Origin of the sequence: Stutzerimonas stutzeri, from assembly GCF_024448895.1 — a bacterium.
Classification (GTDB): Bacteria; Pseudomonadota; Gammaproteobacteria; order Pseudomonadales; family Pseudomonadaceae; genus Stutzerimonas; species Stutzerimonas stutzeri_Q.
Genome location: NZ_JAMOIC010000016.1, coordinates 77,595 through 92,588, shown reverse-complemented (window position 1 = coordinate 92,588; position 14,994 = coordinate 77,595). Strand labels below are relative to the sequence as shown.

12 protein-coding genes are annotated in these 14,994 nt (G+C 60.1%); 7 read left to right on the top strand and 5 right to left on the bottom strand.

The annotated features are described in order from the left end of the window. Window positions 1-17 precede the first annotated feature (17 nt). A complete protein-coding gene (locus NA619_RS17930) occupies window positions 18-872 on the top strand; it encodes a M23 family metallopeptidase (protein ID WP_255963169.1) in 855 nt (284 codons plus the stop codon). A gap of 19 nt (window positions 873-891) precedes the next feature. On the opposite strand, the gene NA619_RS17925 is transcribed toward NA619_RS17930, so the two are convergent. Genes NA619_RS17925 through NA619_RS17915 form a run of 3 tightly spaced genes read right to left on the bottom strand, consistent with a single transcriptional unit; the run spans window position 892 to window position 2,602 of the window. Next, entirely contained in the window at window positions 892-1,413 is a 522-nt protein-coding gene (locus tag NA619_RS17925) for a cytochrome b (protein WP_255963168.1), read from the bottom strand. 41 nt (window positions 1,414-1,454) lie between these two features. After that, window positions 1,455-1,733, bottom strand: coding sequence for a DUF2218 domain-containing protein (locus NA619_RS17920; RefSeq protein ID WP_255963167.1), 279 nt, complete (start codon window positions 1,731-1,733; stop codon window positions 1,455-1,457). A 41-nt stretch (window positions 1,734-1,774) separates the two neighbouring features. Next, a complete protein-coding gene (locus NA619_RS17915) occupies window positions 1,775-2,602 on the bottom strand; it encodes a DODA-type extradiol aromatic ring-opening family dioxygenase (protein ID WP_255963166.1) in 828 nt (275 codons plus the stop codon). Between the two features lie 103 nt (window positions 2,603-2,705). On the opposite strand from NA619_RS17915, the gene NA619_RS17910 reads away from it, so the two are divergent. The 6 genes from NA619_RS17910 (at window position 2,706) to NA619_RS17885 (ending at window position 9,182) form a co-directional block, all read left to right on the top strand. Further along, the gene (locus NA619_RS17910; RefSeq protein WP_255963165.1) at window positions 2,706-3,617 is read left to right on the top strand and encodes a LysR family transcriptional regulator; all 912 of its coding nucleotides are present in this window, start codon (window positions 2,706-2,708) and stop codon (window positions 3,615-3,617) included. A 318-nt stretch (window positions 3,618-3,935) separates the two neighbouring features. Then, window positions 3,936-5,201, top strand: coding sequence for a zinc-dependent alcohol dehydrogenase (locus NA619_RS17905; protein WP_255963164.1), 1,266 nt, complete (start codon window positions 3,936-3,938; stop codon window positions 5,199-5,201). A 9-nt stretch (window positions 5,202-5,210) separates the two neighbouring features. After that, complete coding sequence (locus NA619_RS17900) at window positions 5,211-6,128, top strand: DUF72 domain-containing protein (protein ID WP_255963163.1); 918 nt, start codon at window positions 5,211-5,213, stop codon at window positions 6,126-6,128. Further along, window positions 6,125-6,928 carry an endonuclease/exonuclease/phosphatase family protein gene (locus NA619_RS17895; protein WP_255963162.1) on the top strand — a complete coding sequence of 268 codons (804 nt, stop codon included), beginning with the start codon at window positions 6,125-6,127 and terminating at the stop codon, window positions 6,926-6,928. Before NA619_RS17900 ends, NA619_RS17895 begins: the two co-directional genes overlap by 4 nt. Beyond that, the gene (gene clsB, locus NA619_RS17890) at window positions 6,925-8,160 is read left to right on the top strand and encodes a cardiolipin synthase ClsB (RefSeq protein WP_255963161.1); all 1,236 of its coding nucleotides are present in this window, start codon (window positions 6,925-6,927) and stop codon (window positions 8,158-8,160) included. Before NA619_RS17895 ends, clsB begins: the two co-directional genes overlap by 4 nt. Continuing rightward, complete coding sequence (locus NA619_RS17885) at window positions 8,157-9,182, top strand: lysylphosphatidylglycerol synthase domain-containing protein (protein WP_255963160.1); 1,026 nt, start codon at window positions 8,157-8,159, stop codon at window positions 9,180-9,182. Before clsB ends, NA619_RS17885 begins: the two co-directional genes overlap by 4 nt. Before the next feature lie 135 nt (window positions 9,183-9,317). On the opposite strand, the gene glgB is transcribed toward NA619_RS17885, so the two are convergent. After that, the gene (gene glgB, locus NA619_RS17880) at window positions 9,318-11,534 is read right to left on the bottom strand and encodes a 1,4-alpha-glucan branching protein GlgB (RefSeq protein ID WP_255963159.1); all 2,217 of its coding nucleotides are present in this window, start codon (window positions 11,532-11,534) and stop codon (window positions 9,318-9,320) included. Further along, a complete protein-coding gene (gene treS, locus NA619_RS17875) occupies window positions 11,531-14,854 on the bottom strand; it encodes a maltose alpha-D-glucosyltransferase (protein WP_255963158.1) in 3,324 nt (1,107 codons plus the stop codon). Before treS ends, glgB begins: the two co-directional genes overlap by 4 nt. Between the last annotated feature and the right edge of the window lie 140 nt (window positions 14,855-14,994).

Below are 14,994 nucleotides of genomic sequence, written 5' to 3'. Positions count from 1 at the left end.
TGACGGATCACATGTTTATGGCTTCGACCCGGCTGATCATCTCTTTTGCTCTGCTGCTGTGTATCTCTACACCTGCCCTTCCGGCTTTCGCCGGTGGCGCAATTACCAATGCGACGCTTCCAGCGGGTAAAAAACCTGGTGACGTCCGGCTGTTCGTCAATCGCGCCGGCACCGGCAAGGCGATGGATGTACGCAATGACACCGACGTACCGGTCGAAGTGGTGCTCCGGTTGACCCGGATGGTCAATGTCGCGGGTGTAGGCAAAGGCGTGATTCGCAAAACCGTTCCCGCAAGGACTCGCATGCGGATTGCCACGCTGAGTAAACGCCAGCCGGGTTACCCGCTGATGTATCAGCAGTCATTCAACTATTCGCTGATCTACTCGCCTGACCCGACCAAGAAAGGTTCGGTTGGTGGTTACGCCTACGCACTGCCCTGGAAAGGTGGGCCTTTCCATATTTCCCAAGGTGCCGGTGGTGATTTCAGCCACAACTCGCCCAAGGGCCGTTATGCGGTGGACGTCGCCATGCCGGTGGGTACACCCATAGTGGCCGCTCGAGCCGGTACGGTACTGAAGATTCGCAACAGCCAGGCCGGGCGCATGCCAGACCCGGCCGGTAATTTCGTGCGCATTCTTCATGATGACGGCACGCACAGCGCTTATCTGCATCTCAAGCAAGGCTCGGTGAAGGTAAAAGCGGGGCAGCAAGTGAAAGCGGGTGCCCTGCTCGGCCATTCCGGCAACACTGGACGCAGTACCGGCCCTCATCTTCACTTCGTGGTGCAGAAACACTACGGGGACTCGCTGGTGTCCATCCCCTTCCGCTTTTCAAAGCCCGTCAGCGCGCTGCCCAATTTCGCTTCGAACTGAGGCGCGCTGTTAGCGGCGGTCAGAGCATGCGTTGCATGATGTCGTCACGCTTGACGAGCTTGTGGTAAAGCGCAGCGCCGATGTGGCCGACCACCAGCAACACGGTCAGCCAGGCCAGCGGCGGATGCAGGCTGCCGACTGAAGCCGCCCAATCGATCTCCGGACCCTTGGCGACCAGCTGCATGCCGAACACCTTGAGTCCATAGCCATTGCCGAGCATGTAACACAACCCGGTGATGGGCATCAGAACCATGCACAGATACAACGCCATGTGCCCGCCCTTGACCAGACCAGCCGTGGCCGGGTCCTGCAAGGGGCGCTGCTGAAGCTGGCTGCGGGCCCAGAAAATGCGAACCACCACCAACACCAGGATCAGCACGCCGATCGAGACGTGCCACGGCACCAGCGTCTCGCCAACCCAGTGTTCGCCTTCGGAGATGCGGTCACCAAGCTTGAGAAACTGCCAGAAGATCAGCAGCGCCATAAGCCAGTGAAAGAAGCGGGACACGCTACCGTACTTGCTTCTCGAATCATTGATCATGGACATCTCCTAATGGCGCCTCAGCGAGAGGTGTTCGGGCTTCAGGACCAGTCGAATGTCAGCGCTTCTTCACCGGCCATACGCTGCAGATGATCAGCTACGACGGTCTGCATGCGCGGCAACTGCTCCTCCTCGGTCGCCTGCAACTTCACGGCCAGTCCGCCATCGACGGTCTGCAATCCACAAACCCCAATGGGCAGTTTGATCTCGGCGCCTTTTGAATCGATGTCGACAGGAAATTTGTGCCGCCAGTGGTTGCACAGCCTTTTGGTCAGCCGCTCGGCATTCGCGGTGGCGACTTGCGTGTGGGATTCATACATTCGGTTCGTTCTCCTGCTTAGTTAAGACCATTCGGATGGTGTCAGCCGAAACGGTAAGCCGACAAGGTGGTTTCCATCACCCGGTCGGTAAAGATCTGGCGCCCCTCGGATTCACCGCCCGCGCCGGCAGCCACCAGCAAAGGCAACAGATGTTCCTCCTGGAGTTGCGGGTGACATTGCCGCGCCATGGGCGCTCGATCCCACTCAGCCAAGGCCGCATCACGCTGCTCAGGCTTCGATGCGATCGCCGCCGTCAGCCAGGCATCGAAGGTATCGGACACCGGGCCGAACCGCGGATCGCCGTAGCCCCGCATGTTGTGAAAGCTCATCCCGCTGCCCACGATCAGGATGCCCTCGTCACGCAATGATGCGATCGCACGGCCGATATGCAGGTGTGCCCGGGCATCCAGATCCTTGCGCAGCGACAGCTGAACCACGGGTATGTCGGCATCCGGATACATCAACTTCAAGGGGATGAACATGCCGTGATCGAAACCACGCTGCGGATCTGCTCCGGCATCGATTCCCGCCTGCTCGAGCAACTCGACCAGTTGCGATGCCAATGCGGGCGCACCTGGCGCTGGGTATTGCAGTGCATAGGTATGAGCCGGAAAGCCGCCGTAATCGTAGATCAGCTCGGGGCTAGCGCTGGCGGTGACCATGACTCTGGAAGCCAGCCAATGGCCGGATATCAGCACGATGGCACGCGGGCGCTCCGGAAGCGTTGCGGCGATGCCTTTAAGAAATTCAGCCATGCGATCCCAGGTATTGACGGGGTCCCAGTCCATGAAAAAGCACGGCCCGGCGCCGTGTGGCACGAAAAGGGTCGGCATCTGTATTGTGCCGACCGGTTTGTCCGAATTGCGCATGGCATCCTCGTCGTTCAGCGGTGGGCGAGAAGTATGGATTACACTTCGTTTGGCATGAACCGGGCAAAGCGACCTAACAGTTCCAACCAGGAGTAGGAGCCAGATGCTCGATCGAATCACTGGAATGCGGGTGTTCGCGCGGGCTGCGAGTGCCGGTTCTCTTTCTGCTGCGGCACGTCATCTGGGCATGTCGCCGGCGATGGCAACCAAGCACGTCGATGCGCTGGAATCTCGACTCGGGGTCAAACTATTCCATCGAAGCACGCGCCGCCTCAGCCTTACACCAGCCGGAAGCAGCTATCTCGATGCCTGCCAGCGCATCCTGCCGGAAATCGAAGAAGCTGAAGCCAGCGTTGCCTCGCAACGCGTCGAAGCCACCGGACTTCTACGGATGAACGTGCCGCTGTCCTTCGGGACCCGCTTCATCGCGCCACTGATGCCCGCATTCAGCCAGCGCCACCCGGCGGTCAAGGTCGAGCTAGGTCTCACCGACAGCCAGGTCGACCTGATCGATGGTAGCTGGGACATGGCCGTGCGCATTGGTCGGCTCGCAGACAGCCCTTTGCAGGCCCGGCGCCTGGCAGACAGCCCGATGCTTGTCTGTGGTTCTCCAGGTTATCTGGACCGGCATGGCACGCCAGCACGGGTAAGCGATCTGTCCCGGCACAACTGCCTGGGCTACAGCCTTTCAGCGCTGCATGGCGGTCGCGAATGGGCGTTCGGTGCTGGCGCGGAGATTCGCGTGCCCATCGAGGGCAATCTGATCGCCAACAACGGCGCAGCGCTGGTGGCCGCGGCCGTTGGCGATCAAGGGCTGATCTATCAGCCGCTGTTCATCGTGGCTGCGGCGCTGCGCCGGGGGGAGCTGGTGACCGTGGAGCTGGATCAGCCATCTCTCACCGTTGGCGGCATCCATGTGGTCTATCCGCCCGACCGCCGCCCGCCTGCCAAGGTGCGGGCAATGATCGACTACCTCGTCGAGGCCTTCTCCGGCAATTTGCCCTGGGACGTATAAAGCTGCTGACGTGCCGCCACGACAGCTTCAATAGCCCACGGATTCTTTAGCCCCCTGCTACACCCACACCGAAACGCCCCTCTGCGCCGTGAGCCGGGTTCTTCCAGCGGAAAAAAAGATGAACCGGCAAAGCCATGATCAGTCGGAATGAAGGTGCACCTGCTCGGCATCGTCCGTCGCTGAATGGCATGCGGCCCCAAAGCCGAGCCCCATCGAAGCAGCACGCCGATTGGCGCTGATCGCGAACCGAACGCAGGACGTCACCCATCATTCTTTCGCCCGAGCCCATCGGCTGGAGCGGAGCGTTACGGAGTAGCCATGAAAGCTGTCGTTTATCACGGTGTCGGTGATATCAGTCTCGACGACGTTGCTGATCCACGTATCGAGGCCCCGACCGACGCCATCGTTCGTATAACCGCCTCGGCGATCTGCGGCACCGACCTGCACTTCGTTCGCGGCACCGTCAGCGGCATGCAGCCGGGCACCATTCTGGGCCACGAAGCCGTGGGCATCGTCGAGGAGCTGGGCAGCGACGTCCGCAATCTGCAAATCGGTGATCGGGTCGTCATCCCTTCCACCATTGCCTGTGGCAATTGCTCGTACTGCCGTTCCGGCTATTTCGCCCAATGCGATGTGGCAAACCCCAACGGCAAGGAAGCAGGCACCTCTTTCTATGGCGGCCCATCGATGACCGGACCGTTTCATGGTTTGCAGGCAGAAAAGGCACGGATTCCCTTCGCCAACATCGGACTGGTCAAACTGCCCGCCGATGTCAGCGATGACCAGGCCATCCTGCTTTCCGATATTTTCCCCACCGGCTACTTCGGTGCGGAAATGGCCGAGATCCGCCCCGGCGATACCGTTGCCGTGTTCGGCTGTGGTCCGGTTGGTCAGTTCGCCATTGCCAGCGCGAAGCTGTTCGGTGCCGGCCGCGTTTTCGCTGTCGACCAGTACGAAGACCGTCTGCGCATGGCCCAGCAACAGGGTGCGGAAATCATCGATTTCAACCGTGAAGACCCGGTCGAAACCCTCAAGCGGCTCACGAAAAGCATCGGCGTCGATCGCGTTATCGACGCGGTGGGTATCGATGCGGATCACGGCTGCTGCGGCGGCAAACCCGCAGACGGCGCGAATCTCGGGCAACAAACCCAGTGGCAACCCGGTGACGGGCCGTCTCAGGCCCTTGAGTGGGCGGTCGACAGCCTGGCAAAGGCAGGCACCCTGTCGATCATCGGCGTGTATCCGCCGGATGCGATGACCTTTCCCATTGGCATGGCGATGAACAAGAACATCACCATGAACATGGGCAACTGCCATCACCGCAAATACATTCCGCGCCTGATCGAGATGATCCAGGCGCGAAGGATCGATCCGGCGAAGATCCTGACCCAGGTGAAACCCATGACCGATGCCATCGCCGCATTCAAGGCGTTCGACCGTCGAGAACGCGGCTGGATCAAGGTCGAGCTGCAGCCGCAGCGCAGCGGCCCGGCGGCGAACGGCTCGGAGGAGAACGTCGTTGACAAGGCGGTCGCCGACACCTTCCCAGCCAGCGATCCGACCAGCATGCAGAACCCACGGTAGGAGACCGCGATGGCAGCCATCCATATCGGAATGTCAGGCTGGCGCTACGCACCCTGGCGAGGCGACTTCTACCCCAAGGGGCTCACCCAGAAAAACGAGCTGAAGTTCGCCTCGCGCGCGGTCAGCAGCATCGAAATCAACGGCTCGTTCTATTCGCTGCAGCGGCCGGAGCTGTATGCCGGCTGGTATGACGAAGTCCCCAAAGGCTTCGTATTCAGCGTGAAGGCCCCGCGCTACATCACTCATATCCTGCGTTTGCGCGATGTAGAAAAGCCCATCGCCAACTTCCTGGCCTCGGGCGTCCTTGCGCTCAAGGACAAGCTCGGGCCGATCCTCTGGCAGTTTCCCCCCTCTTTCAAGTTCGATCCCGAAGCCTTCGAGACCTTCCTCTCCCTGCTGCCCCACGACACCGAGGCTGCTCTGGAAATGGCGAAAGGTTGTGAAGCCCGGATGGAGGGTCGTAGCTACCTGGAGATCGACCGCAAGCGCAAGTTGCGGCATGCCGTGGAGATCCGCAACGAGAGCTTTGTCGATCCCGCCTTCATTGCGCTCCTGCGCAAGTACAAGGTCGCGCTGGTCGTCGCCGATACCGCGGGCAAATGGCCCTATCGCGAAGACCTGACCAGCGACTTCGTCTACATCCGTTTGCATGGTGCCGAAGAGCTGTACACCAGCGGCTACACCGACGAGGCGCTGGACAACTGGTGCCAACGCATCACGCTCTGGCACAACGGCAAGCAGCCCGAGGCCGCTCACCTCATCTCCTCGGCCAAGCCTGCGGCACGCAAGACCCGCGAGATTTACTGCTATTTCGACAACGACGTGAAAGTAAGAGCCCCCTACGACGCGCGACAACTGTTGCGCAGGCTTGGATTGGAGGAAGACCTGGAGACCACTCCGGGCCACCTGGAAGGAGCATTGGATTGAATCTGGACAAGAATCACCCGCTCGACAGCAGCGACCTGGACGCCCACATGTCCACGGCCGTCAATTCGGTACGCCTGCTGACCGTCAATACGCACAAAGGATTCACCGCACTCAACCGTCGATTCATCCTTCCGGAACTGCGCGAAGCGGTCCGGTCGGTTTCCGCCGATGTCGTGTTCCTGCAGGAAGTGCTGGGCACCCATGAAAAGCATGCGATGAAATTTCACGACTGGCCCAAGATGTCCCAGTACGAGTTTCTCGCCGACAGCATCTGGACCGATTTCGCCTACGGCCGTAACGCGGTCTACCCCGATGGGGACCACGGTAATGCGCTGCTGTCGAAGTTTCCGATCACGCGCTACGAGAATCTCGACATTTCCATCGCCGGCCCCGAGCGTCGGGGCTTGCTGCACAGTGTGCTGCAGGTTCCGGGACATGATGAGTTTCATGCGATCTGCGTGCATCTGGGGCTGCGCGAAAGCCATCGCCAGCAGCAACTGGCACTGCTCTGCGAGCTGCTCGACTCATTGCCAAAGGACGCACCGGTGGTGGTCGCCGGCGACTTCAATGACTGGCAGTTGAAGGGTGCCAAGGTGCTTGATCGCTGCGCGGGTATGCATGAGGTGTTCGCGGTGTCTCATGGCAAGGTGGCAAAGACCTTCCCGGCCCGTTGGCCCTTGCTGCGTCTGGATCGCATCTACGTCCGCAACGCCACGAGCCACAGGGCACAAATTCTTGGTAACAAACCCTGGACGCACTTGTCCGATCATCTGCCCTTGGCGGTGGAGATACACCTATGAATTTTCACTGGAGAGACGGGAATCGTCTTCAGTTGCTGGAAAACGGCGAGGAGTTCTTCCCTACCGTGTTCGAGGCCATTGCGGCCGCCGAAAAGGAAGTCCTGCTGGAAACCTTCATCTTCTTCAAAGATAAGGTTGGAACAGAACTGCAACAGGTACTGATTGCGGCTGCGCAGCGCGGCGTGAGTGTTGACGTAACCGTAGATGGCTATGGCTCCGCCGATCTCGATGGCGAATTTGCTGCTGCGATGACGCGCGCCGGCGTGCGCATCCACATGTTCGATCCCGGCAAGCGGCTGCTTGGCAAGCGCGTTAATGTGTTCCGCCGTATGCACCGCAAGATCGTGGTGATCGACGGCAACCTTGCGTTCATTGGGGGTATCAATTTTTCCGCGGATCATCTGGGCGACTTCGGCCCTGCTGCCAAGCAGGACTACGCGATGCAGATCGAAGGACCTGTGGTCCACGACATTCACCGCTTTGCCCTGAGCACCATCGCCCCGGCGCAATCCAACCGGCGTTGGTGGCACCGCAGGGTGCGTACGCAAAGCAATGGGTTCGTCGGCGTCAGCCGGGGTGAAGCGCGAGCACTCTTTGTCACTCGTGACAATCATGACCACCGCACAGACATCGAGCAGCACTACTTGCAGGCCATTCGCGATGCTCGCTCGCGGCTGCTCATCGCCAACGCTTATTTCTTTCCCGGCTACCGGGTACTGCGTGAAATCCGCAACGCGGCCAGGCGCGGCGTTCGGGTCAGGTTGATCCTCCAGGGCGAGCCGGATATGCCGATCGCCAAGTTCGGCGCGCGGATGCTCTACAACTACCTGATGAGCGATGGCGTCGAGATTTACGAGTATTGCCGTCGCCCCCTGCATGGCAAGGTCGCGCTGGCGGACTATGAGTGGTCGACCGTGGGGTCGAGCAACCTCGATCCGCTCAGCCTGTCGCTCAACCTCGAAGCGAACCTGATCATCCGGGATCACGTTTTCAATCGTCAGCTGCACGAGAAGCTGGATCAGCTGTTGCAGGAGCACTGCCGTCGCATTCCACTGGAACGCATGATTCGCGGCTACTGGTGGCGTGCACCGCTGGCATTCGTCATCTTCCACTTCCTGCGACACTTTCCGCAGATGGTTGGCTTTTTCCCTGCGCACCGGCCGAAATTGCAACTGCTCGACCCCGAGCCTGTGGAGCCCGCCCCAGCCCCCTTGCAAAGGGATCAGCAATGACCGAATCGGCCCCTGAGAAGTCGGCCAGCGGCTGGAAACGCCGCTGGCCGCTGATCAAGAAGATCCTCACCTACGTCTTCTTTATTCTTGTTGCCGGACTGCTTATTAGCCTGGCTCGTAACATCGACTGGAACGAGGTCTACAACACGCTGCGCAATTACAGCGCGAAAACGTTGTGGATGGCAGGCGCCGCGGCCTTTGCCAGCTACGTGGTTTATTGCTTCTTCGATGTGCTCGGACGGCAGTACGCCCAACACAATCTGCCGATCCGGCAGATCCTGCCCGTCACGTTCGTCTGCTACGCCTTCAATCTGAACCTCAGTGCCTGGGTGGGGGGCATCGCGCTGCGTTTTCGGCTGTATTCCCGCTTCGGTTTACAACCCGCGCAGATCACCCGCGTCTTTACCATGAGCGTGTTGACCAACTGGCTGGGATACATCTGGCTGGCGGGGCTGATCTTTGCCCTTGGCTGGATTACTCCGCCTGATTCGTGGGAAATCGGGCATACCGCGTTGCGGGTGCTGGGCGGCGCGATGCTTCTGTTCGCACTGGTGTATCTCTGGGCCTGTGGCTTCTCGAAGCGGCGGCACTGGACCATTCGTAAACACGATATTCACCTTCCAAGCCTGCGCCTGGCAGCAGTGCAGATGCTTCTGGGGGCCATGAACTGGTCGCTGATGGCGCTGGTGGTCTACTTCATGCTTTCGCAGAAGGTGGCCTATCCAGAGGTGCTCGGCATCCTCATGATCAGCAGCATTGCCGGCGTGATCGCTCACATCCCGGCCGGCTTGGGCGTAATCGAAGCGGTGTTTGTTGCGGCGCTGGCTGACGACATGAGCAAAGGTGCCATCGTCGGTGGCCTGATTGGCTACCGCGTGGTGTATTTCCTGGTGCCGCTGTTCTTCGCCACCATCACCTATGTGGTGCTTGAAGCCGGGGCCAAGAAGCTGCGTAACGGCAATGCGTCGTCCGCTGAACGAGACGGCGAACGCCCTGAAGAGCATCCACCTACGGCTGCCTAGCCAGACAAGGCATCAGCAAGCGTTGCCACAAGCAATCCAAAAAAGCAGGACATGAAAAAGCCGGGACCCAGGTCCCGGCTTCTTTTTGCCGCATGTATTTGGATCCAGGCGCCCGCCAGCAGGCGCCCTCTCCCCCTAGACTTGCGGCCGCAGGATGATCACGCCCAACGGTGGCAATGTCAGCGACAACGACATCTCCTGCCCATGTGCCGGCACCTGTTCGGCAAGGATTCCGCCGCCGTTGCCGACATTGGAGCCGCCGTAACACTCGGCATCACTGTTGAAGATCTCCAGCCAGCGACTGTCCACCGGCACACCGATCCGATAGCTCTCACGTACCACTGGCGTGAAGTTACCCACGACCAGCAAAGGATGACCTGTCGAACTCTTGCGCAACCAGGCAAACACGCTGTTGGCACGGTCATCACCAATCAGCCATTGGAAGCCCTGCGGGTCGGCATCTAGCTCGTGCAGTGCCGGCTCTTGGCTGTACAGCCGGTTAAGGTCGCGGACCAGATTCTGCGTACCGCGATGATCGGGTTCCTCAAGCAAGTGCCAGTCGAGCTCACGGTCATGGCTCCATTCGCGCCACTGACCGAACTCGCAGCCCATGAACAGCAGCTTCTTGCCTGGATGCGTCCACATGAACGAAAGGTAGGAACGCAGGTTGGCGAACTTCTGCCAGCGATCGCCCGGCATCTTGTCGACCAGCGAGCCTTTGCCGTGCACAACTTCGTCATGGGAAATCGGCAGCACGAAGTGCTCCGAATAGGCGTAAACCATGCCGAAGGTCAGCTTGTCGTGGTGGTACTGGCGATTGACCGGGTCTTCCTGCACGTACTGAAGAGTGTCGTGCATCCAGCCCATGTTCCACTTGTAAGCAAACCCGAGTCCGCCGTCGGAGGTTGGCTTGCTGACCCCCGGAAACGCCGTGGACTCCTCGGCGATCACCAAGGCGCCTGGCGTCTCGGTGGCCACCACGTCGTTCAGATGACGGAGGAAGTCGATCGCTTCGAGATTTTCACGGCCGCCGTGGCGGTTAGGGATCCATTCGCCTTCCTTGCGCGAATAGTCGCGATAGAGCATCGACGCCACTGCGTCGACGCGAAGCGCATCAACGTGGAACTCACGCAACCAGTGCAGCGCAGAGGCCAACATGAAGCCGTGCACCTCGGTACGCCCAAGGTTGTAGATGTAGGTGTCCCAATCCTGGTGGAACCCTTCGAACGGATGCGCGTATTCGTAAAGCGCAGTGCCGTCGAACTCGCCAAGGCCATGAGCGTCGGTGGGGAAATGCGCGGGCACCCAGTCGAGGATCACGCCAATGCCGGCGTTGTGACAGGCATCGACGAAGGCGGCGAAGTCATGCGCATTACCGTAGCGGGCGCTTGGTGCGAACTGCGAAAGCAACTGATAGCCCCAGGAGCCGCCGAATGGGTGCTCCATGATTGGCATCAGCTCGATATGCGTAAAGCCCATGTCGACGACATAAGGGATCAACCGCTCGGCCAGCTCGTGCCAGTCGTAGATGCGGCCGTCATCACCGCCGTCACGGCGCCAGGACCCGACATGCAGTTCGTAGATCGTCATCGGCGCCTGCAGCGAGTGGCGCGCGGCGCGTTGTTGCAGCCAGGCTTCATCCTTCCACTCGTAATCCAGCGGACGGGCGATTACCGAAGCGGTTCCCGGTGGATGCTCGGTAGCCAGCGCGATCGGGTCGGCTTTTAGCGGCAATATCCCGTGCTGGCCGAGGATCTCGTATTTGTAGCTTTCGCCGGGCTGCAGACGCGGGATGAAGATTTCCCACACACCGGACGGGAAACGCAGCCGCATCGGATGCCGGCGGCCGTCCCAGCCATTGAAGCTGCCCACTACCGACACACGCCGGGCGTTGGGCGCCCAGACTGCGAAGCGCACACCCTGTACGCCATCGATTTCCATCGGCTGTGCACCGAACACGCGACCTATTTCCCGGTGGTTACCCTCGGAGAACAGGTACATGTCCATCTCGCCCAGCTGGGGCCCGAAGCTGAACGGGTCTTCGGTGATCTGCTCGCCTCCAGCCCAGCGGATTTTCAGCATGTAGGGCTGCGGATTGGTCAGCCGGGTAAAGAAGAAGCCGGGCACCTGGCCCTGCTCCATCGCCGCTAGAACCCGTCCGCCGGTCCGTTCAAGCACCTCCACGCCAAGGGCGTTGGGCAGGTACGACCGGATGACCAGGCCTTCACCGTCTGGATGCGGCCCGAGAATGGAAAACGGGTCGCCATGTTCGGCACGCACCAACGCGTCGACATCGGCGTCGCTGGGCAAAAGGGTCTCACCGGGCATTGTTACGACCGGACGATCATTCATTGGGAACCTCCATCGGAAATCTGTTGGGCCAGTTCAGCCAGCCCCTGAAGCGGGACGGACAACCAGGCCGGGCGGTTCTCTGCCTCGTAGGCAACTTCATACGCAGTCTTCTCCAGGCTGAACAACGCCAATGCTGCGTCGGCACCTGCGTCATCCTTCCAGGCGTGCGGCATCTCTCTGGTGGCCTCGCGATAGGCTTCCAGGAAAACCGCACGCGCACCCTGTTGATAGGTTTCTGAAATGGATCGGCGAGCCTGATCAGCCGCATCCGAGCTGTCACTGATCTGCGCGTTGCGCATGACCATGGCAGCGGCATATTCAAAGGATCGCAGCACGCCTGAGACATCCTTGAAGGGGCTCAGTTTGCTTCGACGCTCTTCCAGCGAGCGAGCCGGTTCGCCCTCGAAGTCGATGAAGTACGCATCGCCCTGAGCCACCAGAATCTGGCCAAGGTGCAAGTCGCCATGGACGCGGATACGCAGCCCGCCTGCGGTGCGGTCGGCCAGTCGCTTGACCTCGGCAATGAGCTGCTTGCGTTGCTTGTGCAGTTGATCGACAAGCGCCGCACCCTTGCGGTCCAGATCGCCACGGCGGTTCTGCAACAGGTCCAGCGCACGCTCGACCTGTGCAGAGATGGCTTTGGTCCAGTCCTTGATGTCCGCCGGACGAGTCGCCTCGCTGGCGAATGCGGTGTCGTCTGTTTTCGCGGCCAGGGCCATGTGCATTTCGCCCAGGCGTTGGCCCAGCAGTCGGTTGAAGGCTTCCAGTTCCTCCAGCGCGCTGAACTGGTTTTCGTGCAGCGATACGCCTCCGGCAATCTGATCGCGAACGGCCCTGTCGAGGGTATTGAGCGTCCACTCCCAGGCGTCGCCCTGGTTGTCCAGGAACCGTTGCACCACCATGAGGGCGTGCTGCATGCCCTGTTTGTCTACACGGGTGACCTGGCCCAGCATCGCGGAAATGTGGGTAAAGCCCTGTTCGGTGAGGAAGCGTCCCATCTCCAGTTCAGGATGAACGCCCGCTGAAACCCGGCGCAGCACCTTGATCATCATGCTGCTGCCGATGATCGCCGAACTATTGGACTGCTCGGCCGTGAGATAGCGCACTTCAGCATCCGCCGGCAGTTCAACCTCGGCCAGCCCGCCAATCGGTTCGAAGCGGATCTCGCCGTCGCCGCAAGGCAGCACCTGGCTCTCGCGCAGCGCTTGAATAACGCCCAGCACAAACTGGTTCAAGGCAAAGGCATCGGTCAACAGCCCCACTTGCGGACCACGACGAACCCGCGCCATCGCCAGTTGCTGCGGCAATGCGATGTCGAACTCGCCTTCGTCGAGAAAGCCCAGCGGCAACTGGTACATATCGGTACGCCCTGCCGCTTCAACCGCCACCTCACTCAGCAGTACAGGCCGCTGAGGGTTACCAAACGGCACGCTGTAGCAGATCTTGATCGAATCGATCTTGGCGTCCTTGCTAGCGAACCAGCGCCTCTTCGGCAGGTACGCCGGTAACGCTTCGGTCTCGAGGATCTTCTTGTTAGCCGTGGTGAGCGTATCAAGACGCTTGAGCACCAGGGTTTGAAAGTCGGGCATGGTTTCCACCGGTTCCTGGTGCCAACTCGGCATCTGGTGACTGGTTGCCAGCTGGAACCAGTAAAAGCCGAAAGGCGGGAGAGTCAGCAGATACGGCAACTGACCGATCGGGGGGAAGGCACTGCCGCCGACCATTTCAACCGGCACCATTCCGGCGTAGTGCGACAGCTCGAGCTCAGCCGCCTGGGCCGAACGCGATACGTTGGCAACGCAGAAGATGACTTCGGTCTCACCGGTTGGAGTAGTGAATTCACGGATATAAGCAAGGATTCGGCGGTTGCTCGGCGCCAGCATCTTCAACGTGCCGCGACCGAACGCCTTGAACTGCTTGCGGATGGACAGCAGGCGACGCGTCCAGTTGAGCAGCGAATGCGGATCGCGCTGCTGAGCCTCGACATTGATCGCCTGATAGCCGTACAGCGGGTCCATGATCGGCGGCAACACCAGGCTCGGCGGATCGGCACGCGAGAAACCACCGTTGCGGTCCACCGACCACTGCATAGGTGTACGTACACCGTCACGGTCGCCGAGGAAGATATTGTCGCCCATGCCGATCTCGTCGCCGTAATAGATGACTGGCGTGCCGGGCATCGACAACAGCAGGCTGTTCAGCAACTCGATACGCCGACGATCACGTTCCAGCAATGGCGCGAGGCGACGACGAATGCCGAGATTGATCCGGGCGCGCTTGTCACTGGCGTAGTAGTTCCAGAGGTAGTCGCGCTCCTTGTCGGTCACCATTTCCAGCGTCAGCTCGTCGTGGTTACGCAGGAAGATTGCCCACTGGCAGTTCTCCGGAATGTCCGGCGTCTGTCTGAGGATGTCGGTGATCGGGAAACGGTCTTCTTGCGCCAGCGCCATGTACATACGCGGCATCAGCGGGAAGTGGAATGCCATATGGCACTCGTCGCCCAGCCCGCCATCTTCCCCGCCGAAGTACAGCTGGGTGTCTTCAGGCCATTGGTTAGCCTCGGCCAGCAGCATGCGGTCAGGATAATTTGCGTCGATCTCGGCGCGAATCTGCTTCAGCACCACGTGGGTTTCGGGCAGGTTTTCGTTGTTGGTGCCGTCACGCTCAACCAGATAGGGAATCGCGTCCAGGCGCAGGCCATCAATCCCAAGGTCAAGCCAGTAGCGCATGACGCTAAGGACCGCCTTCATCACCTGCGGGTTGTCGAAGTTCAGATCCGGCTGGTGGGAATAGAAGCGGTGCCAGAAGTACTGCTGAGCAACCGGGTCCCAGGTCCAGTTCGACGTCTCGGTATCGAGGAAGATGATCCGGGTACCGTCGTACTTGTCGTCCGTGTCCGACCACACGTAGAAATCACGAGCCGCCGATCCCTTCTTGGCCTTGCGGGCACGCTGAAACCATGGGTGCTGATCCGAGGTGTGGTTGATGACCAGCTCGGTGATTACGCGCAATCCACGTTTGTGCGCTTCAGCAATGAAGCGGCGAGCATCAGCCATGGTGCCGTAGTCGGGATGTACACCCCGGTATTCGGCAATGTCGTAGCCATCGTCACGCCGCGGCGAGGGATAGAACGGCAGCAACCAGATGGTGTTGACTCCCAGGTCAGCGATGTAGTCGAGCTTCTCGATCAATCCCTGGAAATCGCCGACGCCGTCGTTGTTCGAGTCGTAGAAGGATTTGAGGTGAACCTGATAGACAACCGCATCCTTGTACCAGAGGGGGTCCTTGATGAAGGCGGCAGGTTTGCGCGCTTTGGCCATGTTCTCGTTCCTTTTGTGTCCTCGGCGCCACTCACCCAAGTGAATGGCGCAGGCCTACAAAGTGATGCAACAGGTTATCTAGAAATAACAGAAGGTTTTAAATGCAACCTGTTGAGCTGTAACGCATAACTGGCGAAACC